This window comes from Desulfonema magnum (genome assembly GCF_017377395.1).
Taxonomy (GTDB): domain Bacteria; phylum Desulfobacterota; class Desulfobacteria; order Desulfobacterales; family 4be13; genus Desulfonema_C; species Desulfonema_C magnum.
Map to the genome: position 1 here is coordinate 7,302,997 of NZ_CP061800.1, position 22,614 is coordinate 7,325,610.

General features: G+C 44.6%; 16 protein-coding genes. 4 read left to right on the top strand and 12 right to left on the bottom strand.

Annotation, left to right across the window (positions count from 1 at the left end; translation table 11 throughout):
* Nucleotides 1-12 precede the first annotated feature (12 nt).
* Entirely contained in the window at nucleotides 13-2,712 is a 2,700-nt protein-coding gene (locus tag dnm_RS28060) for an ATP-dependent DNA helicase (RefSeq protein WP_207680178.1), read from the top strand.
* 303 nt (nucleotides 2,713-3,015) lie between these two features.
* On the opposite strand, the gene dnm_RS28065 is transcribed toward dnm_RS28060, so the two are convergent.
* Entirely contained in the window at nucleotides 3,016-4,176 is a 1,161-nt protein-coding gene (locus dnm_RS28065) for a transposase (RefSeq protein ID WP_207678360.1), read from the bottom strand.
* Nucleotides 4,177-4,437: 261 nt separating this feature from the next.
* On the opposite strand from dnm_RS28065, the gene dnm_RS28070 reads away from it, so the two are divergent.
* Nucleotides 4,438-4,737, top strand: a complete 300-nt coding sequence (locus dnm_RS28070) for a hypothetical protein (RefSeq protein ID WP_207680179.1) — start codon at nucleotides 4,438-4,440, stop codon at nucleotides 4,735-4,737.
* Nucleotides 4,734-5,411 carry a Shedu anti-phage system protein SduA domain-containing protein gene (locus tag dnm_RS28075; RefSeq protein ID WP_207680180.1) on the top strand — a complete coding sequence of 226 codons (678 nt, stop codon included), beginning with the start codon at nucleotides 4,734-4,736 and terminating at the stop codon, nucleotides 5,409-5,411. The genes dnm_RS28070 and dnm_RS28075 overlap by 4 nt, the downstream gene beginning before the upstream one ends.
* Nucleotides 5,412-5,984: 573 nt before the next feature.
* Here dnm_RS28075 and dnm_RS28080 read toward each other — a convergent pair.
* The 8 genes from dnm_RS28080 to dnm_RS28115 form a co-directional block, all read right to left on the bottom strand.
* The gene (locus dnm_RS28080; RefSeq protein WP_207680181.1) at nucleotides 5,985-6,596 is read right to left on the bottom strand and encodes an alpha/beta hydrolase; all 612 of its coding nucleotides are present in this window, start codon (nucleotides 6,594-6,596) and stop codon (nucleotides 5,985-5,987) included.
* Nucleotides 6,597-6,634: 38 nt separating this feature from the next.
* Nucleotides 6,635-7,783, bottom strand: a complete 1,149-nt coding sequence (locus tag dnm_RS28085) for a ribonuclease D (protein ID WP_207680182.1) — start codon at nucleotides 7,781-7,783, stop codon at nucleotides 6,635-6,637.
* 203 nt (nucleotides 7,784-7,986) lie between these two features.
* On the bottom strand, nucleotides 7,987-8,280 hold the full coding sequence (locus tag dnm_RS28090) for a hypothetical protein (protein ID WP_207680183.1): 294 nt from the start codon (nucleotides 8,278-8,280) through the stop codon (nucleotides 7,987-7,989).
* Nucleotides 8,258-9,241 carry a UDP-glucuronic acid decarboxylase family protein gene (locus dnm_RS28095; protein WP_207680184.1) on the bottom strand — a complete coding sequence of 328 codons (984 nt, stop codon included), beginning with the start codon at nucleotides 9,239-9,241 and terminating at the stop codon, nucleotides 8,258-8,260. The genes dnm_RS28090 and dnm_RS28095 overlap by 23 nt, the downstream gene beginning before the upstream one ends.
* A gap of 89 nt (nucleotides 9,242-9,330) precedes the next feature.
* Nucleotides 9,331-10,134, bottom strand: coding sequence for a fumarylacetoacetate hydrolase family protein (locus tag dnm_RS28100; RefSeq protein WP_207680185.1), 804 nt, complete (start codon nucleotides 10,132-10,134; stop codon nucleotides 9,331-9,333).
* A gap of 250 nt (nucleotides 10,135-10,384) precedes the next feature.
* Complete coding sequence (locus dnm_RS28105) at nucleotides 10,385-12,817, bottom strand: GAF domain-containing protein (RefSeq protein ID WP_207680186.1); 2,433 nt, start codon at nucleotides 12,815-12,817, stop codon at nucleotides 10,385-10,387.
* A gap of 499 nt (nucleotides 12,818-13,316) precedes the next feature.
* Nucleotides 13,317-14,882: a coiled-coil domain-containing protein gene (locus dnm_RS28110; RefSeq protein ID WP_207680187.1), complete on the bottom strand. Its 1,566-nt coding sequence runs from the start codon at nucleotides 14,880-14,882 to the stop codon at nucleotides 13,317-13,319.
* Nucleotides 14,883-15,667: 785 nt separating this feature from the next.
* On the bottom strand, nucleotides 15,668-17,977 hold the full coding sequence (locus dnm_RS28115; RefSeq protein ID WP_207680188.1) for a pentapeptide repeat-containing protein: 2,310 nt from the start codon (nucleotides 17,975-17,977) through the stop codon (nucleotides 15,668-15,670).
* A 738-nt stretch (nucleotides 17,978-18,715) separates the two neighbouring features.
* Here dnm_RS28115 and dnm_RS28120 point away from each other — a divergent pair.
* Nucleotides 18,716-19,687 carry a 2-hydroxyacid dehydrogenase gene (locus tag dnm_RS28120; RefSeq protein WP_207680189.1) on the top strand — a complete coding sequence of 324 codons (972 nt, stop codon included), beginning with the start codon at nucleotides 18,716-18,718 and terminating at the stop codon, nucleotides 19,685-19,687.
* Nucleotides 19,688-19,695: 8 nt separating this feature from the next.
* On the opposite strand, the gene dnm_RS28125 is transcribed toward dnm_RS28120, so the two are convergent.
* From dnm_RS28125 to cbiQ, 3 genes are all read right to left on the bottom strand, one after another.
* Complete coding sequence (locus dnm_RS28125; protein ID WP_207680190.1) at nucleotides 19,696-20,502, bottom strand: carbon-nitrogen hydrolase family protein; 807 nt, start codon at nucleotides 20,500-20,502, stop codon at nucleotides 19,696-19,698.
* A gap of 189 nt (nucleotides 20,503-20,691) precedes the next feature.
* Complete coding sequence (locus dnm_RS28130; RefSeq protein WP_207680191.1) at nucleotides 20,692-21,441, bottom strand: energy-coupling factor ABC transporter ATP-binding protein; 750 nt, start codon at nucleotides 21,439-21,441, stop codon at nucleotides 20,692-20,694.
* A complete protein-coding gene (gene cbiQ / locus dnm_RS28135) occupies nucleotides 21,420-22,181 on the bottom strand; it encodes a cobalt ECF transporter T component CbiQ (protein ID WP_207680192.1) in 762 nt (253 codons plus the stop codon). The genes dnm_RS28130 and cbiQ overlap by 22 nt, the downstream gene beginning before the upstream one ends.
* Nucleotides 22,182-22,614: the final 433 nt, after the last annotated feature.

Genomic DNA, 22,614 nt, shown 5'->3' on the forward strand with positions numbered 1-22,614 from the left:
GAGACCTGTTTTATGTTAAATTCATATCCCCATGAAATACAGCAGCTTGTTTTCATATATGCCCATACTGGTTTGAAAGCGGACAGAAATAATCGTATTTATTCTGTTGCCGCGGCAATTCTTGACACGGACAAACCCAAAAAAGAATTCAATTCTCCTGTGCGGTATTCATTGCTCACCGGCAGAGAAAAATATTATTCCAATATCTCCAAAGAGGCGCTTCACAAAGCTCCCCTTCATAAAGATGTCATTGCCGACCTCGGAAAATTTTTAAACCATCAGAAATTTGTCTTTGCTTTTGATCATCATGACACGCTTGATGAATTGCGAAAATACTGCGGACATGTTCCCATTGTGGATATCAGCTTTGCGGCCGAATTTTTTCTTCCGCATCTGGAATCTTATACGCCCAGGCGGCTATGGGAATATGTTTTTGGAAGAACACGGGACAAAGTCAGTTTCACAGCCGAGGAACTTGTTGATTTATCTGTTGAAGTTGTAAAACATATCTGCGGCGAATCGCTCAATGACACCAGGACTCCCCGCGCAGCGGCAGTTCGGTATTTTCTTGAAAAAAGCGACACTCTTTTTGGTGATGTCTTTGTTCATATCGCCCGAAATTACAAGAAATATTTTGGCGGACTTTTTGATTCATGCGTTGTTAGGGATACTTCAAATTGGAAACAGTTCCTTGAGATAGCGGAAAAGCCGGCTCAGAAAAAGAACAAAAATACAGCCATTAAAAAAATATCCCCGGATCATCTTGAGAATCTTTACCAGGGAATGGCCGACGCGGACAAAGACTATATATTCAGGCCGGAACAGGCTGAGTATGGGCAGCAGGTCGCGGATGCCATTAATGACGGGGCCGTCCTGACCATTGAAGCCGGTACCGGAACCGGAAAGACACAGGGATATCTGATACCGGTCATGGAATTTCTCCGCAAAAACACAAGCGCACGGGTCGCTATTTCCACATATACCAAAAGCCTCCAGCAGCAGATTTTCCAAAGAGAGCTGGCTTTTACCAAAGACATCTTCAAGCATTATCAGGATATTCCGGTCGCGCTTTTAAAGGGAAAATCAAGCTATATCTGCGCGGAGAAGCTTGGCCATATATATGAAGAGGATTTAAAAGGCCAGCGGCTTCTGATATGGCTGTATTTTCTCAACCTTGTATTCTGTTTCCGAGATGCGGACGGAGATACGGCCGGGGAAAAGATTAAATTTTATCTCGGGAGTGATTTCTTTTTTTATCGGACATTGAACGAAATATCGGCAAGAGACGGATGCACGCCCAGGCATACGCGATGTCCGGCCCAGGTTGTGACAGCAGAGGCGTGTTCGGCCCGCCTTATTGTTACGAATCATCATAAACTCGCTCTGCTGGACAATGACACCCTGTTATCGGGTCTGTTTCGAAATTATGTGATTGATGAGGCCAACCATTTTGAAAATGCAGTGCGGGGGGCCTTGGGAGCGGAGGTGCGTTCATGGGAGATTTCAGGGGTTCTCAGAACCCTGGAACCGGCTGTGACACGGATACTGAAAAAAGCGGCTGCGAATCTCGCAAAGGATATAAACACATCTCTGACAAACATGAACACCGTGCGTGAGCTTATCAAAAAACTCTGGCGTTCGCTCACTGCCATGAATCCCGGAGCCAGACCGGGCCAGGTCAGCGAGCTTCAATGGGACCATCCGGGTTTCAAACGCGGTCATATCAAAGCGCACATGATGTCTTTGGAATATGCTTTACAGGATATTGGCAAAAATTTAAAATGGGTCAGAGACGCGAATCTTTGCCGGATGCTTAAAATACAGCCGCGGACTGTCCAAAGAATTAAAATTGCCATGAGCCAGTTGGATGACTATGCAGAATCGCTCAACATCATTGAGGACAATCTTGTTTCACAGGATAAAGTCACGGCGTATCAGTGCTTCAGTAAAAACTGGACATTGGCTGCCCAGTCCGTGGATGTGGCGGATCTGATTCGAGAGCACATTTATAAGGAAAAAGACTGTGTCATTTACACTGCGGCAACCCTTTGCCACAGGGACAGTTTTGATAATTTTCAAAGTATAACCGGCATGGACAGGCCCTTTGTTGCCAAAGAGGGAACAGAACCGAAAGAATTCCGCTTTCAAGTAATTCCTTCGCCTTTTCCCAAAGATGCAATGGATATCATAGTTCCGAAAAATGCCGTGAATGGGAAATTTGACAACAAAGCCTTGTGGGTCAACACGCTTGTCACAATTCTTCCGGAACTTATAGAGAAAAACAAGGGACGTACCCTTGTATTGTTCTCAAGTTACAGTGATCTGAATTTAATCGCGGAAAAGGTCGCAGAGTCCATCACAACCTATCCGCTGCTTATCCAGCACCAGGGCTGCTCCACCATTCATCTGTGCGACGAATTCAGAGAGATGAGGGAGAGTGTGCTATTCGGAGTGGACACCTTCTGGTATGGCGTTGATTTCAAAGGCGATACGCTGACACAGGTTATTATTACCCGCATTCCGTACCCCACGCCTTTTGATCCGATTCAGATGGCAAGAAAAAAGCTGATGTCCCCGAAAGCATTTTGGAGCAGGTACTACTACGACACCGACATAAAGATGAAACAGGGCATTGGGCGGCTGATTCGCTGCGATACGGACAGAGGAAAAGTGGTTATTCTGGATTCCCGGTATCGAGGTTTATCAGAATAAAGGTTTAATTTGGGCGGCAGCGAGAGTTTTCAAAAAACGTCTTTACAAATTATTCTGTTTAGGTTATTATAAAAAAATTATTTATCTGATAATTCCGAAATGCTTTTATTTCTTTGATACTGTAATATTAGGAAAAAACTGCAAATGAAAATGTTCACGAATAATGTTTCCGAAACCTTTGTTCCTGCCGGCCTCTGCTTTTTTCGCACACTCGGAATTTTAAATAATATTCCGGGCTCATCAGAGAAACTGAGAGATTATGTCCGGCCGGTAATTTAAAACAAGGCATATTGTAATAACTCGTTATGTGTTTAAAATGGGAAGACAGAAATGGTTACGGAGAATAGCTTCGAGATCGCATTCCCTTCTGATTTTTCGCATGATCTCCGTGACGGACATTTTCAAAAAGGGCTTCCTCATACTGAGCCTTGTCGCAAGTATATATGCGATTACCTTTATTAACAGGGCCGCATGCAGGCCGTCACCCTGAAGGCGCATGGCCTTTATCCCGAGTACCGACTTGAGGATTTTCCAGAAACACTCGATAATATGGTGCTGCTTCCATATATGCCAGATTTCAGCGCCGCGCAGGGGAACCGGGCTGAAATCCATGAGATAATAAGTACGCGTGGAGCTTTTTCGGAAAAAGAAAAGAATGACACACCCGAAGGTCGGGCTGAAAGCAGCGGTTCTCAGGGAGGGAACATCGATTCCCCACTGATCTCTGATCAGTCCGAGTGTTTTTTTCCATGAAGAGGCTTTCTGTTTTGCCTTGCCGATTGTAAAAGTATAATTGCCCTTGCCCGCGATGATAATTTTTTCAAATCCCAGGGCGCGGAGCCGCTTTTTCAGATCGTCGGATGCGAACCATGAGTCAAAAGTGAGGGGGAAGGCGGTCAGATCAATACCTTCCCTGGAAAATTCCTCTTTAAGCCGTGTCAGCATGGAGATCAGAAGAGCCGGCTTGTCAGTGTTGGCCCGACCCTGTTTGGAACAGAAAAGCAGATGCAGAGGAAAGGCAATGCCGCCGATCGTCATCACAATTCCCATCAGATCGTTGCCGCTGACCACTTTTTTGCAACGGCCGCTGTACCAGCTCCATGTGCAGCGGAGCAGTTTTCCCAGACGCTCGATCACGCTGTTGTCAAATGTCAGAGTTATACCGGCCCGGGATATGGTCGCATCACTTTTTTCCAAGAGAGGCCCGAGTTCCTCGGCAGCCTGCCTTACCATAAAACGGACAAGCATTTCTCTGAGATAGTAAATGCTCCACCCTTCTATGGCTCTGTAAAGGCCCTGATGGGGAATGTCCAGAAAATCGGCAAGCTGTTTCGGATTGTAAAACCCGAAAAAATGAGCTGTCGCCAGAAACATGAGAGTTTCAAAGGCAATGCGTTTATCCTGACGGAACTCTCTGCTGAATATGACAAAGAACCATTTTAATTCTTTATTTAAATCCGACATAAGATTATCCTCCTTTTGTTTTTGTATGACAGTTTTTATCTAAGATAATCTTTAAATGGTAATCAGTCAATTTTTCCGAATATCCCGGAACATTATTCAGAATTCCGGGTATGCGGAAAAATCTGAATCCGGCAGGCGCAAAGGCTTCGGAAATATTATTCGTGAGCATTTTCATTTGCCTTTTTTGTTCTAAGCAAAACCTGTCAACGGGATACAATCATTTCGGAATTATCAGTTTATACAAGATAGGAGGTTGGCAAATTGTCAAAACTTAGTAACTTCCAGCTTACCCCCCGGGCAGAGATTTGTCTGAATCGCCTAACTGACTATGAAAAAGACGGAGTGGTCAGCGCACTCAGCGAGGCCCGCTCGACAGGATTCACTCCGCCTGCCGCCTCAAAACTGAGGGGTTACGGAGATATTTATCTCATTCGTGCGGGTGAGAACCTGAGGGTAATTTTTCAGGCGGCCAGGAATGCCTCAACAATTCTTGATATTGTCCGGCATGAAAAATTGCAGTTCATATCGGATATGCTCAAAGATGATAGGGAGGACGCGTGAAAGATTTTCAGGCATTTGAATTTGATCCGGTTTTATGCGGACAGGAACTGGACAAGTTCAGGAACTTGCTCGACACAAAAGCGGAATTGTCCGAACAGGGAGAGCTGCTGCCCCTGTTCAGAGAATCTGAAAATTTTACGGCTCTGATAGGAAACCTGCATCCCGGCATCACAAAAGTGGATAAAATTGCACAGGAGTATGATTTGTTCGGTGATTTCGTCTGTGACTTTGCCGTGGGTGATTCCAATCGGAATGCGTATTGTTTCATCGAACTGGAGAACGCAAAGCGTAACAGCATATTTAAAAAAGGAACCAGAGCCACATCAGAATGGGGATATCGTTTCGAACATGGGTTCAGTCAGGTTATTGACTGGTTCTACAAACTTGATGATGAGGAAAAGTCATATGCTTTTGAAGATCGTTTTGGTGCCAGAAGTATTGATTCAATGAGCATGCTCATTATCGGCAGATCAGAATTTCTGGCTTCTTCGGAGCAAAGAAGGCTGAGGTGGCGGGAAAGGCATGTGATTGTTCACTCGCAACAGGTGAGATGTCTGACATATGATGAGCTGTTTCAGGAGTTTCAATTCATGTTAAGCATATACCCCATTGCCCTGAATGCCGAGGCAGAGACGGGGGAGAGTCAGTCCGAAACAAACAAGGAGACATCTTAATGAACCTCTCTGCAAACATTTCAAAGAAAATGCTTGACTTTCCTGAAAAATCAGGCATTTTTCAATCAATCAAGAGGTACGCTCGGACTTTGTAAGCTTCGGGAAATCGCTGTCATCAGACGCCGCCTGTTCCTTTCCGCCTGAAAGCAGGATGAGAGGACAGCCGGCGTTTTTTATTTCCGGAGTGCAAAAATTTTATTTTTGCATGTGACACAATCCGGAGTGCAAAAATTTTATTTTTGCAAATTGTCCGAACCCTGATTCAACTGATTTAAAGATTTTCATGATTTGTGCCGGGCCTGTTCCGATGTCCGAAGCTTAATAACCCTACAACGACACTTATAGGATAAAGTCAATAATTTCAAAAAGTTGTGGATATGAGTCATTTCGTTCAAATTCTATGACTTCAAGTAATTATCTGCTAAGTGTCGTTGTAGGGATAATGAATCGGCCAACCCGGGCGGTCAGACAGAAATCCTGCCAATCATTCAATCAGGTGAGTCAGGGTTCGGGGACAGCATCTGCAAAAATAAAATTTTTGCACTCCGGATTCTTTTTAGTCAGCCCTGTTCCTTATTCTTGACCCACAACCCCCTCCAAAATCCCCTGCAATTTTTCAAGATGTCCTGAGTAGAAGTGACCCGCGCCTTTTATTATTTCCAACCGGGCTTTTGGATTCCATATGGGAACCATATCTTTTATGAGGTCGGCCCGCGCAATCTCATCTCTTTCACCGGAGACAACGAGTTTCAGGCATGGCATTGCGGATACAGGCTGAAAATCCATAAACCCTGCCGGCGGAGAGACCATGACCATATTCCGCACCAGATCATCATTGCAGGCAACCTTGGCGTTTACCCATGCCCCAAAAGAATATCCTGCAAGATCAATCTGTTTTATGTTCTGTCCAAGAAGATATGAAATTGCGGACCTGATATCTTTCTGTTCTCCGACACCGTTGTCATACATTCCCTGGCTTCTTCCGGCCCCTCTGAAATTAAATCTTAATGTGGTATATCCGCTTTTTTTATACGCGTGAAGGATTGCCTCAACCACATAATTATACATGTCTCCGCCATAAAGCGGATGCGGATGGGTGATGACAACGCCCTTTTCTCCGTCGTTTTTTTCAAAAAGCCCCTCTATTTCATACGCTTCTGACACGAATATAATTTTTTCTTCCATCTGCCTTCCTTTCTTTCTGAAACATAACCGAACCCGCCCTACCGGACTTTGCGCAAAACCGTAACAATATCTCTTCCAAATGCCTCTTGCTGCCAGTTTTTCATTTCCTCAATGCTCTCAATTTCCTCTGTATTGCGAGGATTTTGTACGGCAATGACGCTGATCAGGGCCTTGTTACAAATCAAAGCAGGGTCTATGTCGAGCTTTTTAGCCCTGGCATCTCTCCAGCGTTTGATGGCTTTGACTCTTTCAGGCACTTTGGGCGACAGTACAGGGCCTTTTTTTCTCGGATACACAGGGAGGTCTTTCGCGGGAATTTTCAGGGCTTTTCTGACCCGGGCCACGATAATATCACCATACATGGCGGTCTGTTTTCGGCTCAACGCTTTAATTCTTTCCAAATGCTGCAAAGTTACAGGCTTTGCTGTTGCAATTCTCATCAGAGAATTATTCCCGAAAATTTTAAAAAGCGGCTTGTCCTTCTTCTCCGCTATTTGTTTACGAAACTGAAGAAGACTCTCAAGGACAGCAAGATTTCTGGGGCGAAGCCGCCCCGCCCCTTTGAATCTCAAATACAGCGGATCATCATCAGACGAAGCGCATCTTACCTTGCTTAAATCATGGCATTCTTCATACACCCAGGAAAGCCGGCCTTTTTTTTCAAGCCTTTTTTCAAGAAGTTTGGCAAGGGGAACAAGATAGACCGCATCTTTCGCGGCATAATCCATCATGTCTTCCGGCAATGGCCGCTGAGACCAGTCTTTTTTCTGATATTTTTTATCAAGGCTGATATGAAACTGTTTCTGAAGCACCGCTTCCAAACCGGTTTCCGGGATTCCCAGGAACCGGCACGCAATTTGTGTGTCAAAAAGATTGTTGATTTCGATATTAAAATCTCTGTACAGGGAACGCACGTCATAATCTGCCCCGTGAAAAATTTTCCTGATATCATGTCGGAAAAAGATAGGTTTCAGCGGAGACAAATCATTAATCTGTAAAGGATCAATGATGATATTTGCCTGCTTTGCAGCGATCTGAAGAAGGCAGACTTTTTCTTTAAAATGATACATGGAATCTGCTTCCAGGTCAACCGCGACGGTTTTCTCCTTTTCAAGGGCAGTTGCCAACTCTCTGAGTTCGGATTCGGTATTAATGATCTGATAGGCAAGTTTGTTGTTATCTTTCATTTTTCAATGGATACTTCTTAAACCAAAGGCAGCCAAGTCTTCAGGAACCGGGAATCCATATGCGGCCGTTCCCGATTGCTCCTTCGGACAGACAACCTGAAAGCTTGTTCTGCAGATTTTAAGAAAAAGACTATCCGGAGTGCGAAAATAGAGCGCAGCGGTTTTTCGCACACAACACAAACATTTTCTTAAAAGCTATAATTCTACTTTTTACGGGTCAATGGTTTGGTCTCCTTGCCGTCAATAATTATAACTATCTGATTTTCATTATTTTTTGAAATAAATACCTCAGCCTCACGATCTCCCGCGAGTTCAGGATATCTGCTTCTCAGACGGGGAAAATCAAACTCTTCCAAAATTGTTTTCAGGATATCAATTTTTTGTTCAAGCCGCTCCAGGTCCGCGTCGGCTCTGAAATATTGGGAAAGACACCGATTATAAAGTTTTTTTGCTTCTGTTTCAATACAATGTTTGCTAAGATTTATACTGATCTCCATTTTTATCTGTCCTGTTTTTCGTCATTAAAGCATCAAAATAGGCGATGGTGTGTTTCAGCCCTTCTTTCAGAGGAATTTCAGGCTCCCATCTCAGATTCGCTTTGGCAAGCCGAATATCCGGCCGCCGCTGTTTCGGATCATCTGACGGCAATGCCCTGAACACGATTTCTGAAGAAGAGCCTGTCAGGCTGACAATTTTCTCAGCCAGTTCCAGAATGGAGAACTCCGCGGGATTTCCCATATTGACCGGGCCTGTAAAATCATCCGAGGAATTCATAAATCGGATAATGCCTTCAATGAGATCATCCACATAACAAAAAGAGCGGGTCTGTGATCCATCTCCGTAAATAGTGATGGGCTGACCTCTCAGGGCCTGAATAATGAAATTGGAAACCACCCGGCCATCATTGAACTCCATATGCGGGCCATAGGTATTAAAAATACGCGCAACCTTTATACGGACACCATGCTGGCGATAATAGTCAAAAAAAAGGGTTTCCGCACAGCGTTTGGCTTCATCATAACACGCTCGCAACCCGATACAGTTCACATTTCCCCAATAGCTTTCCGGCTGCGGATGAATCTCAGGATCACCATAAACTTCGCTGGTCGAAGCCTGAAAAATTTTGGCTTTGAGACGTTTCGCCAGCCCCAGCATATTGATGGCTCCGTGTACATTGGTTTTGGTCGTCTGAACCGGATCAAACTGATAGTGAATCGGAGAAGCCGGAGAAGCCATGTTGAAGATTTCATCCACCTCCACATAAAGCGGAAAAGTGATATCATGCCGCATCATTTCAAAATAGGGATTATCCAGAAGATGCAGAATATTATCCTTTGAACTAGTGAAGAAATTGTCCACACACAGGACATCATGCCCCTCTTTCAGCAAACGCTCGCACAAATGGGAGCCCAGAAACCCCGCACCGCCGGTAACAAGAACTTTTTTTTGAATATTCATCTTATAATATTATTCGCCTCCGCTCAAATTTTCAATTTTCAATTTTCAATTTTCAATTTTCAATTCTCAATTTTCAATTCTCAATTATTCTAGGCAACCGGATTACTCAGACTGCCGATGCCCTCAACACTGATCTCGACCACATCACCGGATTTGAGATATACCGGAGGTTCGCGTACAAAACCGACGCCGCTGGGGGTTCCGGTCAGGATAACCGTGCCTGGAAGAAGCGTGGTGCTTTCGGATAGGAATTCAATCAGTTCAGCCACGGAGAAGATCATATCGGATGTGTTGCTGTCCTGCATAACCTCATTATTGAGAATGCACCTGAGCCGGAGGGTCTGAGGATCAGGAATCTCATCTGCTGTGACCAGTTCCGGGCCCAGCGGACAGAACGTATCAAAGCTTTTGCCTCGCACCCACTGACCTCCGCCGGCGTGTTTTTGCCATCGTCTTGCAGATACATCATTTGCAGCGGTATATCCCAGCACATAGTCAAGCGCGTCTTTTGCGGACACATCTTTGGCGGGTTTGCCGATCACTACGACCAGTTCAGCCTCATAATCCACCTGGGGAGGTTCCAAGCAGGAGGGCGGTAACACAACAGGGTCTCCGGGATGGGTGACTGCTGCGGGGTTTTTCATAAACAGCACCGGATAATCCGGAAGCTTTATCCCGGTTTCTTTGGCATGTTGACGATAATTCAGCCCGATACACAGAATCGCTGTCGGCTGCAACGGTGCCAACAGCTTTTTCACACGAACCTCTGGTCCCGTGTCCTCTGCTTGTTGTCCGCCGAACAATTCACCTTTCAGCGGGGTGGCAATATCGTCATGGTAATTATATCCATAACATTCGTTGTTGTTTTCATCTAAAAAGCGGATGATACGCATTCGGTAATCCTTTCATTTAAATTCGGAAAATATTTTCCGATCCGGAGTGCCAAACTTACAGTTTGGCAAATCTTACAATATCCGCAAACCTGAGCATTTTTGCCAAACTGTAAGTTTGGCACCTCGGACAGTCCTATAGTCTCCCCCCATCTTCTATTTTTATGAAAAGAAACGGAAAAAAAATGAAACTGACTTTTTTGGAAGAAAAAAACTGCGGTATTGCTTAAAACAAATTATGCTTTCACACGATTTACTTTGATTTCATCACCCACGTACCATCCCAGTCGTCAGGAGGGGGATCCTCTTTATAATGGTTACACCGATCTATATATACTTGCGAAAGCTTATCATTGGGATTAAGTCCGAGGGCTGTCTGGAACGTCTGAACAGCTCTGTCCCACTCCCGTTCGAGATACCGGGTCCGGCCATCTTTGAAACAGCCCATCACCTCTCCCATGTTGGGAAAAGTTTCTTCGGTATAATAATCAAGGACTTCATAAATTCCGACCGGCTTGGTCTTTCCTTTCACCACCACCCGGTCAATTTCACGAATACGGTAAGTCCCTTTCAATTTCTGAAAAGTGAACTCACTGATCAGAATACGGGCGTAGTACTGCTTGCAGGCACTCTCCAAGCGGGAAGCAAGGTTCACGCCGTCGCCAATCATTGTGTAGTCCATGCGCTTGGGGGAGCCGATATTACCGGTAACAATCATGCCGGTGTTGAGCCCGATGCCCATATCAAGGGGTTTTATGCCCTGAGCAATACGTTGCTCGTTCCAGTTGTTCATCTCAGTGAGCATGGAAATGGCCGCACGCACTCCCCGATCCTCGTCATCATCATGGGGCATGGGAATACCAAACGCGGCCATGGTGGCATCCCCTATGAATTTATCGAGCATGCCCCCCTCATTCTGAATACATTCCACCATAATGGTAAAATATTCATTCAGCAAAGAAACAGTGCCCTGAGCTCCGAGTTCTTCCGTCAATGTGGTAAAACTGCGTATATCTGAAAAAAGTACCGTGGCTTCGGTGCTTTTGCCACCGAGAACCTCATCGCCGCCCGCCAGAAGCTGATCAGCCACATCCGGGTCCATATATCGGGACATGGTTGATTTCATACGCTTTTCACTGCTGATGTCCTCGATCATAATCATGGACCCCAGTTTCTTTTTCTCTTCTATGACAACTTCCTTGTCCTCTATCATTGCCCGCTTTTTCTCTATGCTGAACAAGGGGAGAACATTCAAATTTGCGGATACTTTTTCTCCTCCGAATTCAAGTTCCTTATCCATCAGAACTTCATTTTCCTGTGTTTTTTCAACATTTTGAACTCTGTCCAGAATCCATTTGTTGGCACCGCTAAAAAAATCTTCAGCCCGATGTTCAAGAATCTCGTCCTCAGAAGCAACCTTCATGATCTTCAGACCTGCCGCGTTGCAGGTTTTTATTCTCCTGTCCTCATTTAAAGTGATCACGCCGTTTGACATACTCTGCAGCATGCTTTCACTAAAGTTCTTCATGTTCTGAACATCATCAAAGAGCTTTGCATTTTCCAATGCTATGGAAATCTGAGCCGTAAATGCCTTCAGGCGGGACTCATCCTCTTCATTAAAAGGTCCCCTGCGCTTGTTCAACTGCTGGATAACCCCGATGGTCTTGCCGTTTTTGTTGACTACCGGAACACAGAGAATGGATTTGGTGAAATAACCAGTTTTTTTATCAAAGCCCGGATTAAACCTGAGATCGGCATAAGCATAAGGAATATTAACCGTTTCGCCTGATGTAAACACAGTACCGGCGATCCCCAGATGGTTAGGGAGACGAATTTCCTCATCTGTGCCGGCAGCTACTTTTGAAAACAATTCATTTGTTTTCTCATCATTGAGAAAAAGTGTCGAACGGTCAGAATCAAGCATTTTCGTGGCCTGGGCCATAACTTTCTGCAAGATGGCTCCGAGATCAATTTCTGAGGTGATATCCGCAATGACCTTGTTTAAGACCTTCATCTCACGCTCACGGGACTTCATATGTTCGACGATCTGGGTGGTCTTCAGTGCGACCGCAGCCTGACTGGTCACAGCATCGAGGAGTTCAAGGTCATCCTGCGTGAACCGGCCGTTTCTCTTGTTGAGTACCTGAGCGACACCGATAATCTCACCTTTGACCGTTTTGATCGGATCACAGAGAATGCTTTCAGTTTTGTAGCCGGTTTTTTTATCTACACTCTTGTCAAAGCGTTTATCTGAGTATGCGTCATTAACAATAGCGCCTTTGCCTTTCATAAAGACATAACCGGCAACCCCCTTGTCCATTGACATTCTGATTTCGTGATGAAAATTTCCTCTGGCAACAAGAGAGTACAATTCATCGGCTTCTTTGTCATGTAAGAACACTGTGGCCCGATCCGCATCCAATGCTGAGACGATGATGTCAACAAGCGTTCCGAGCATTCCGTCCAAAGTTTCAAACCCTGCCATTTTTTTGGAGATATTAAGCAGCATCTCCGCACGTTTCAGAGTCAGTTTCCCCTTTGTTGCCGAACTGTCAGACTTCTCTTCGCTGATCAGGATGTCTGGCTCTTTTTCACTGATCACAATGTCCGGTATCTCTTCGCTGATCACGATGTCCGGATCCTCCTGATTAACAGGGTGCAGCTTGGGTTGATTGTAACTTTGCATTACATTCCTCAAATTTTTATTATTTGATTTCCGCTTTTTTATTATGTTGTTTACAGATGTCAGACGATTTCCGGAAAAGAACATCCCCGACATAAAATCGCCTTAAGCATAATCGCAGATAGGAAGGAGAGTGTCATCACTCAGCCTGACAAGAAAACCAAATTTTTTCTTACAGGGTCATGCCCGACTTGGTTACAATAAAATATGCTGATTGTGTACTGTCAAAGGTCATAAATTGGGATTCTGGATTTTGCTGAGTTACGAATTTTGCAAGGGCTGAGACGGATTTGAGAATCCCCAATCATGCCTTTGCTCAGTATAACGGATTCAGGGAAGGCCGGTAATGCCCGGGAGGCAGCATATTCACAGCATGATTTACTACAAAGATGCCGCCTTTACAGGGCTTGGCAGGCCCTCTTCTAAATCCGTTGTTATAATCAGAAACTATGAAAGTGATATCTGAATATTTCACTTTTCATTTTACTTTTCACTCTCGCTATCACAAAGGCAGTCTTGCCATTGTTTTTGCTCGTGCTTTAACCACAGTCTTTTGTTCACTCCTCTTTTCTATTTTATTACGTTGGGCCGTGACTGTGGCTTGGAGTTCTGTAATTTTATCCTTGAAGTGATCTTCAGTTTTTTCTTTTAGTTCAGAATATTCAAGTGTTATCTTTTTTATCTGACTGCGCAGTTCGGCCACGGTCTCCCTGAGTTGCTTAACCTCTTCATTGGTTCTGATCACGGATCCGCTTCCGGTCTCTTTTTGTCGAAAGTGCATCCGTTCCATTTCATCACGTTGAGCAGCCACAATCGCCCTGATATCCCGAATTTCATCATTAAATCTGACTCTTGTCCTGCGTTCGATCTCGGCCTCTTCAAACTGCATGAATTCCATTTTGTCACGCAGCGCGCCGATGGTCTGCGTGAGTTCTCTGATCTCCTCATCGGCTTTGCCCGCTGCCTTGCGCTCGATCTCAGCCCTTTCAAACTGAAGTCTTTCCATTTCATAGCGTTGAGCATCCACGGTCTCTCTGAGCTGTTTGATTTCATCCTCAAATCTGACAGCGGCTCTGTGTTCGATCTTGGCCTCTTCAAACTGCATACTTTCCATTTTGTCGCGCTGGAAAGCCACTGTATTTTTGAACTCACTGATCTCATCTTTGAATTTGGCAGTCACTCTCCGTTCGATTTCCGCCGCTTCAAACTGCATACTTTCCATTTTGTCGCGCTGGAAAGCCACTGTATTTTTGAACTCACTGATCTCATCTTTGAATTTGGCAGTCACTCTCCGTTCGATTTCCGCCGCTTCAAACTGCATACTTTCCATTTTGTCACGCTGAAAAGCCACTGTATTTTTGAACTCACTGATCTCATCTTTGAATTTGGCAGTCACTCTCCGTTCGATTTCCGCCTCTTCAAACTGCATGCTTTCCATTTTGTCACGCAGCGCGCCGATGGTCTGTGTGAGTTCTCTGATCTCCTCATCGGCTTTCTTCACTGCCTTATACTCAACTTCCGCCCTTTCAAACTGAAGTCTTTCCATTTCATAGCGTTGAGCATCCACGGTCTCTCTGAGCTGTTTGATTTCATCCTCAAATCTGACAGCGGCTCTGTGTTCGATCTTGGCCTCTTCAAACTGCATACTTTCCATTTTGTCACGCAGCGCGCCGATGGTCTGTGTGAGTTCTCTGATCTCCTCATCGGCTTTGCCCGCTGCCTTGCGCTCGATCTCAGCCCTTTCAAACTGAAGTCTTTCCATTTCATAGCGTTGAGCATCCACGGTCTCTCTGAGCTGTTTGATTTCATCCTCAAATCTGACAGCGGCTCTGTGTTCGATTTCAGCCTCTTCAAACTGCATTTTTTCCATCTTATCGCGTTCTGCGGTTACCGTATTTATGAGTTCTTTAATCTCATTATTAGCTTCGGCTCTGGCAATTCGGATGTTTTCATCATTTTCAATTTTCAGTTTTTTCAAGGTATCATGCAGTTCGCCTACAGTCTTTTTTAAATAACGATTTTCTGCCTGAAGCTGATTCAGTTCATCATTTTCTGACGGAAGGGCCATTTGATGCACACTCATATATTTAAAGAGATTTCAACTGATATTACACGCAATTCGGAGTGCAAAGCAGGCTTTGCACTCCGAACAATTTTTTTGTTAAACTGCTGAAGCAGAATAAGAGATAAATCTTCCCTAAGATTATTCGTAATTATTCAAGAGTCACGAATCAAAACAGTCCTGAAATATTCTCCGAATTTCCTGGAACGGATATGGTCTTTTTTATGGATTTTTTCCACGGACACAGATTTCAGGAGATTACAGGCAATTTATTCATTCTGAATCCTGAATAATTACATTATCAGATTTCTTCATAAATAAATAACATTATCAATATTTGAAGACATTGTAAAGAGGAAGTTCATCATATCTTTAATAAAAAGTTCTGCCACCCTATAAATCAGCCTCCTGAATTTGCCAATCCGAACCCAACAGGGGCAGTACTCCCCCTTCGACAGGCTCAGGGAACTCCTTACCTTTTCCCTGTACTCTGAGAGAATCCCCTGAATCCTGAGAAAACGCCCCCTGCGCCCTGAGAGAGGCCCCTGAGCTTGTCGAAGGGCAATCTTGCCGCACAGAAAATGAACAGATAAATGCAGGTGATTCAGACGGCATGAATCAGATTACCTTTCTTATAATCCTTTTACCATGAAAATACATTTGGAAAAGCCGGGTTTTTTTGTCTTTTTTCACCATATATTTTCATGACCGGGGATGAAAAACCCGGCTTTTTTATGAGCGTTTCTTATACAAAATCCTTGTAGCAAAAAAGAGAAATCAGGCTTGTTGTTTCAGAAAGAAGGAATTCCGGTCGTGTGATCCACAATTGCTTTTTCAAGCTGCTCACGGGTAAGCTCTTTCGCATCATTCAGACCTGTTCCGCTCAGGTCCGCACCGTTGAGATTTGCCCCTCTCAGATTTGTCCCGTTGAGATTTGCACCGCTCAGGTCCGCGCCATTGAGATTTGCCTCAATCAGATTTGCGTAGCTCAGGTCCGCCTCGCCCAGATCCGCATCCCTCAAATCCGTGTGAATCAGGTCTATAAAGCTCAAATCCGCATTGAGCAGGTCTGCTTCACTCAGGTCTGCCTCACTCAGGTCTGCCCCGCTCAGATTTGCATTCATCAGGTTCGCGTGTCTGAGATTAGCCCCGCTCAGATTAGCCCCGCTCAGATCCGCATCGCTCAGATTTGCGCCGCCCATGTCTGCTACGAGCAAATTCGCGACAATCAGGTCCGCACCCTTCAGATTCGCGCCCCACAGATTTGCATAGCTCAGGTCCGCCCCGCTCAGATTCGCTTCACTCAGATTTGCCTCACTCAGATTTGTATAACGAAGATTTGCGTATCGCAGATCGGTTTTGTTCATGTCCGCGGCGCTCAGACTTATTTCACTTAATGAAGCTTTCCTCAGATTGAAGCCATGGAGATGGAAATGATGATCGGAGAAATTACCATATTTTACGGCATTTAAAAGGCAAATAAATTTGTAAAAATCATCATGATTCTCGAAAAGGCACAATTTGCCATCTGCATACCCTTCTTTTTTTTCTTTTTTTGAAAAGATATTAAAAATTTCTGTGAGCCAGTGAAGCAGCGTGGATAAGACATTCGCTTCGGTTGTCAGAGGATCCGCGTTTCGCCCATTTTCATGTTTCAAAAGATAAACATGAGTTTGCGCCAAATTGAAAAACATTTCCAGCGGTTCAAAAAGTTCTTTGGCTTCTGCCTTGCGATCAGCGATCACATCCCGCAAAAATGCGACATGGTCTTCATGAGAGATCACTGCCCGACCGGAAATAAAATAAATATCACTTGCCATGGCATCACAGCTTTTCTCAGGCCGTCCGGGGCGAAATATTTCTGTTGCCTCATTGAACAGATCAAAAAGCGCTTCCACGGTGAGATAGTCCTTGATCGTCTTATGAATAAATGAAAAAGCGTTATCTTCCAGTTCCTTGAAAAAAAAGCTGACAGCCAGGGTTCTGGAGATATCTTCTAACTGCTGATCATTTTTAAGCTTGACAACTTCCAGACCGTAAAGTGCATTGTCTTTTTTCAATGACTCAATCAGGGTGCCGACCTTGATGCTTTCCTGACCATGCTGAAAAAGAATAAACGCAACAATCCGCAAAAACTGGTTATATGTTCTTTCATCCGGCAGATTAGTTCGGTTCGGCTGATGCTGCCATTTTTTCAGATAGGTCCATTTGATGATCATTCTGTATATATCCCCCCGGGAAATCTGTCCTCTGGGCAGATTTCCCAGGAGTTTCCGGCCTTCTATGTCAGACAGAATCATTGAAGATATGGTGAGCAAAATCGGCTGATGAATCAGGTCCTCAAGATGCCAGTCCACAAAATCCTTGTATTTCAGGTGCGGCCTGATCTGCTTTTTGCCACAATATTTTTTCAACCAGGTATCCACCTGGGCTCTGGAAAAATCTTCAATTTCATAAAGATGATAATCCGCGCTGAACGAAGGCTGTACCTGTTTGACGAATTGGGAACGTCCGGTAAGAATGAGATTGAATTTTGAATCTTCACGCTGATTGATTTCCGCTGAAAGATGAAACATATGCCGGATAAATTCCTTGAGTGCGATATCACTTCTGTCTGTCACCTGCCGCTCATCCATGCCGTCTAAAATCAGAACCGTGTTTCTCCCATAAAAAAAATCTTCTCCCCGGACAAACGGTGTCCGCGTGGATAATACCCGGATTTCGTTGTCATCCAGTCTTCCCAGATTTTTAAACTCATATATCAAAACTGTAGCGGGTTTTGTCTGTTTCTTATTCCTTTCATTTGTGACAATCTCATGGGTCAGCATAAAAACTGCGGAAGTTTTGCCATGGCCGGGCTGCCCGTGAATGACAATGGGGTCGGCTGAGTTTTCAAGATTATTGAGAAGCGATTCAATGAGATCGGGAATTTTTTTTGTCTCTTCTTCGTCTGTTTTGTCTTTGGTTCCGGTGTTCCAATATTTGGCGGAGGGTACCACATAAACCTGCCAGAGAGTGAGATCAGGATCAATGGGTAAGGGATCACTGGCAAGGGTTCTGAGAATTGCATTGGTATGTTCGGCTACCTGGTCTGCTGTCATTTTAGCGCCTCTCTGATATATATTCTTTAATAAACTTCAAAAAAACTGGGAAAAAATGTGCTTTAAAATCCCCGGACATATATTTTTCAGTTCAGAGTGTGTCAGATGTCCCAAATTTCTGATATGTTCGAATAGTGGAAAATTTTTGTCCAAGTCTCTGAAACGTCCCAAGTCTTGAAAATCGGGGATGTTTGTTCTGATTTTTTTATTTGGTTCACAAGTTGTTCGTACAAAGTTAAATTGACAACTACTTCATAATTTATTAAAAATCAATTTTAAATTTTCAAAATTTTTTAAGGGAGTCATCAGGGGCCAGTTGTCAACGGGAATAGTGAATATCAGCCGATGGAAAACCTTTGGCGATCTTGTTCCCACGCTTCGCGTGGGAATGTGGCAAGAATGCTTCGCATCCTGATTTCGCGAAAGCAGAAATCCACAGTTCTCAGAATATGGCATGGGCCAAAAATGAATTCCTGCTTTCACGGGAATAACAGATTGTAGCGGATTCCTGTTTTCGCAGAAATGACAGGCTACCCGGCCGGATCGGATCAGAAAACCTGATTATCGAATGATATCTGTCCTTGATTATCGAGTGATATCTGTCTGGAAAAGAAACCCGGATTTTTCCCGTGATCATGCTCTCATCCTAACAGAAAAAAGCCGAATTTCCCGGCCGCTCGCAGGAAAAGATGTATAAAGACTTTTGCTCAGATACTTATATTTATATTGGGGGAAATAATGAAAAAAAAGGTTTGTATAACAAATCAGATTCCTGAAATCGGAATACGTCTTTTAAAAGAAAAATATCATGTGGAAATTTGTCAGAAAGGTGCTGTTGATGAAACTTTTCTTTCCCAAATCAGAAACTGTGACGCCATTGTCTCTCTGCTATCAGATAAAATAGATGAGAACATATTCTCTGTCGCGCCAAAACTGAAAATTGTGGCAAACTATGCTGTGGGATATAACAATATTGATCTTAACGCTGCCAAAAAATATAAAATAATGGTGACGAACACACCCGGAGTATTAACCCATGCAACGGCTGAAATTGCGTTTGCCCTGATGATCAGTCTGACAAGAAGAATCATCGAAGCAGATAAATTGACGCGGGCGGGCCATTTTACGGGCTGGGAACCAATGCTGCTTCTGGGCGATGAACTGAATGGAAAAACTATGGGCATAGTGGGAATGGGAAGAATCGGGCAGAGTATGGCCATAAAATGCAGGGCGTTTGGAATGAACATCATTTACCATAACAGAACTCCTCTGGATGAAAATACGGAAAAAGCACTGGAGGCAGCATACTGCTCCTTTGATGAATTGCTGCAACAGTCAGATGTCATCTCTCTTCATACGCCGTCAACCCGGGAAACCTTTCATTTAATCAATGAAGCCGCGTTCAAAAAAATGAAAACCGGTGTTTATCTGATCAACACTTCGCGGGGAGAGGTGATTGACGAAGCAGCACTGGTCAGCGCGTTGCGGTCCGGCAAGGTAAAAGGGGCCGGGCTTGATGTGTATGAATTTGAACCAGAGATTACCCATGAACTGTTTTCCATGGAAAATGTCATATTGCTTCCTCATATTGGCTCTGCTACAACCGAGGCGAGAAATAAGATGTCGGAAATGGTTGCAAGAAATGTCATTGCGGCATTAGAAGGGAAAAACCCTGAAAATTTAGTGCCTGAATTAGAGGCAGACGGGTAACGCAGTGGTCAGGGCGCACCTTCGAAAATTCCGGTCCTGCAATGTTGAAGCACCGGCAGTTTTGAACGCACTTCACTGAGTCTGCTGTGTTCAAGTTCAACCACAAGGAGTTCTGTTCCCTCTCCGGCTTCGGCTTTGGGAATCCCAAAGGGGTCAAACACGGCACTTCTCCCGCAAAAATCAGAACCTGCCAGATTCACACCGGCAACATAACTTGTGTTCTCAATGGCTCTTGCACGGAGCAGCGTCAGCCAGTGATCTTCTTTAAGCGGGCCGGAATACCATGCGGACGGAATAATCACAAGGTCCGCCCCCCTGAATGCAAGGTCTCGGAAAAGTTCGGGGAATCTGAGGTCATAGCAAATGGCTGTCGCAATTTTGAAATCATTCACCGGAACCACTTCAGGCGGCTCTTTTCCGGCGATCATGAAGTCAGATTCCCGGATGTTCAACGCATTAAAAAGGTGGAGTTTCCGATAAGCAGTAAGTGTTTTTCCTTTGGGTGAAAGCATGACAGCCGCATTTCTGACCCGCGTTTTTCCTGGTATCCTTTCCCATATCCCGGCGATAATATGGAGACGGAGTGTCTTTGCGAGTGTGCCAAGCGATGTGACAAAGGGACCGTCTATGGGTTCTGCAACATCAGCTAAGGATAACGACTTACGGGGAAGTGACATAAACATTTCAGGAAAGACAACAATCTCAGCCCCGCGTTCAGTAGCTTCGGCACATAAATTCCGTGCGGTTTCCAGGTTGTCTTTGGGAAAAGGGCTTCCCATGACCTGAGCCAGCGCGAGTTTTAACGGGTTTGACATCAATACTCCTCACATTACAAATAGTTAGGCGATTTCCGAAAAAGAATATACATTCAGTTCGTCGTTCCGCCTTTACGCGGTGTCACACGGCCTAAAGGCGGAACGACGAACTCAACCAACGGTAATCTCGAAATAAAAACACAGGTGATATAACGTGTCAAGATATTATCCTGATGCTTTGTCATCAAATCAGATTGGCCCGTTGTGATGCTCATGAGACACTTTTCCCATTTTATGGCTGTGATAATGGGTGTGCAACATGGAAGAGTCACCATTATAAATGATCTGTCCGTCTTTCATGGTGCAAATGTCATTTGTGGTGCGGGAAAGGAAATCATATTCATGAGACACGATGATATAGCTGATATCAAGGTTGTTCAACACGCTGATAATGCGCTCCTTTGTGGCTTCGTCAAGGCCGGTGGTGGGTTCGTCCAGCAGAAGCACCCGGGGCTGCATGACCAGCACGGTGGCTAACGACGCCAGCTTCTTCTCTCCTCCGGATAATTTATGCGTCACCCGGTTTTCAAATCCTTTCAGATTCAGTTGTTCCAGCGTTTTCAAAGACAGTTCACGGGCCTCTGCCGGGGACTTGCCCAGATTCAGCAGCCCGAAAGCCACGTCCTCAAGCACTGTGGGGCTGAAGAGCTGATCGTCCGCATGTTGAAACAGAAGACCGATCTTCTGTCTTACCACACGGAAATCCTTTTCAGTCCTTACCTCGTTTCCCAAAATCCGAACAATGCCGGCTGAAACCGGTAAAAGCCCCATGATGATATGCAAAAAGGTTGTCTTACCACTCCCGTTGTGACCGATAAGCCCCAGTTTTTCCCCTTTTTGCAGTTTAAAATTCAGATTCTCCAAAATTGTTTGCCCGCCATAAGGATAAGAAAAACAAACGTCCTGCATATGAATAATCAGGTTATTTTCACGAACCATTCCAACATCTCCAATCCGATAATTGCCGCGACCATAAAAGCCGAGCAGATAACATCCAGCCGGGTGAGCGAAAACTCGCTGAGGCAGTAAAATTTTCCTTTGAATCCGCGGCACACCATGGCCTGATGCACTCGTTCGGCCCGGGCTGAGGCTCGGACAAAAAGCATTCCGATAAGATACGCATATGTTCTGTAGGTGTGTATATCTGTCTTAGGGCAGAATCCCCGGATTTTTGCAGCTCTTATAAGACGCTGATATTCCTGCTCGATGACAAAAACATACCGATAGGTCAGCAGGAGAAGGTGAACGATTTTTTCAGGAACGCACAGGCGGTTCATGGCATGTCCCAGCGTGGCCAAAGGTGACGTGGCAACCAGTGCAATAAAAGCCAGCAAAATCGCATTTGATTTCAGGGTAATCTGAGCTGAAAGCAACACTCCTTCCCGGGTTGCGGAAATAGGCCCGATGCTGAATATCGGCTCTCCCTCGAAAGTCAGAGGCAATGCCACCCAAAAGAAAAGAAGCAGAGTGTTGAGCATCGCCAGTCTTCTGCCGACTTCCCGGAAGTTCAGCCGGGCCAGAAGCACCAGCAGAAATGACAAAAAAAGTGCCCACGCCAGCGCGGGAAACTGATTCAGAACCGCAACAGCAAAGGAATATAACGTTGCAAAGACAAGCCTGACCCTCGGATCAAGCCGGTGAATCAGGGAATTCTCATTTATAAAAGGTTCGGTGATCATTATTTTTCTGTTTAACTCTCTGTCGTTAAAGAACAAAAGATGTCAGACGCTAAAAAATAAGCCTGCAAGTTCCGAATACCTGACAACTTAATCTGACATTTAGCACCTGCCACTTGACACCTGAAACTTAACACCTAATTTTTATGGCGAAGGTTGTCAAGTGGAAACCAGGTTATTTTATTTTCCAAAACCAGTTTTTTATAACAGTCATGAACTGTCAGTCACAACAACACATGAAAGTTTAACAGATTTTCCTGATATCCGACACTTTCATGTAAAATTTTAACCACGAAAAAAACACGAAAAGGAAGAAAATGACCAATCACAAATCACCGAGGAATAAAAATGAACCATCAGGAAAATCGGATACTGAGTGTGACCTGCTTTGATCATTTTATGAGCCACTTTAACATGCTGGTCTTTCCGGCTGTGC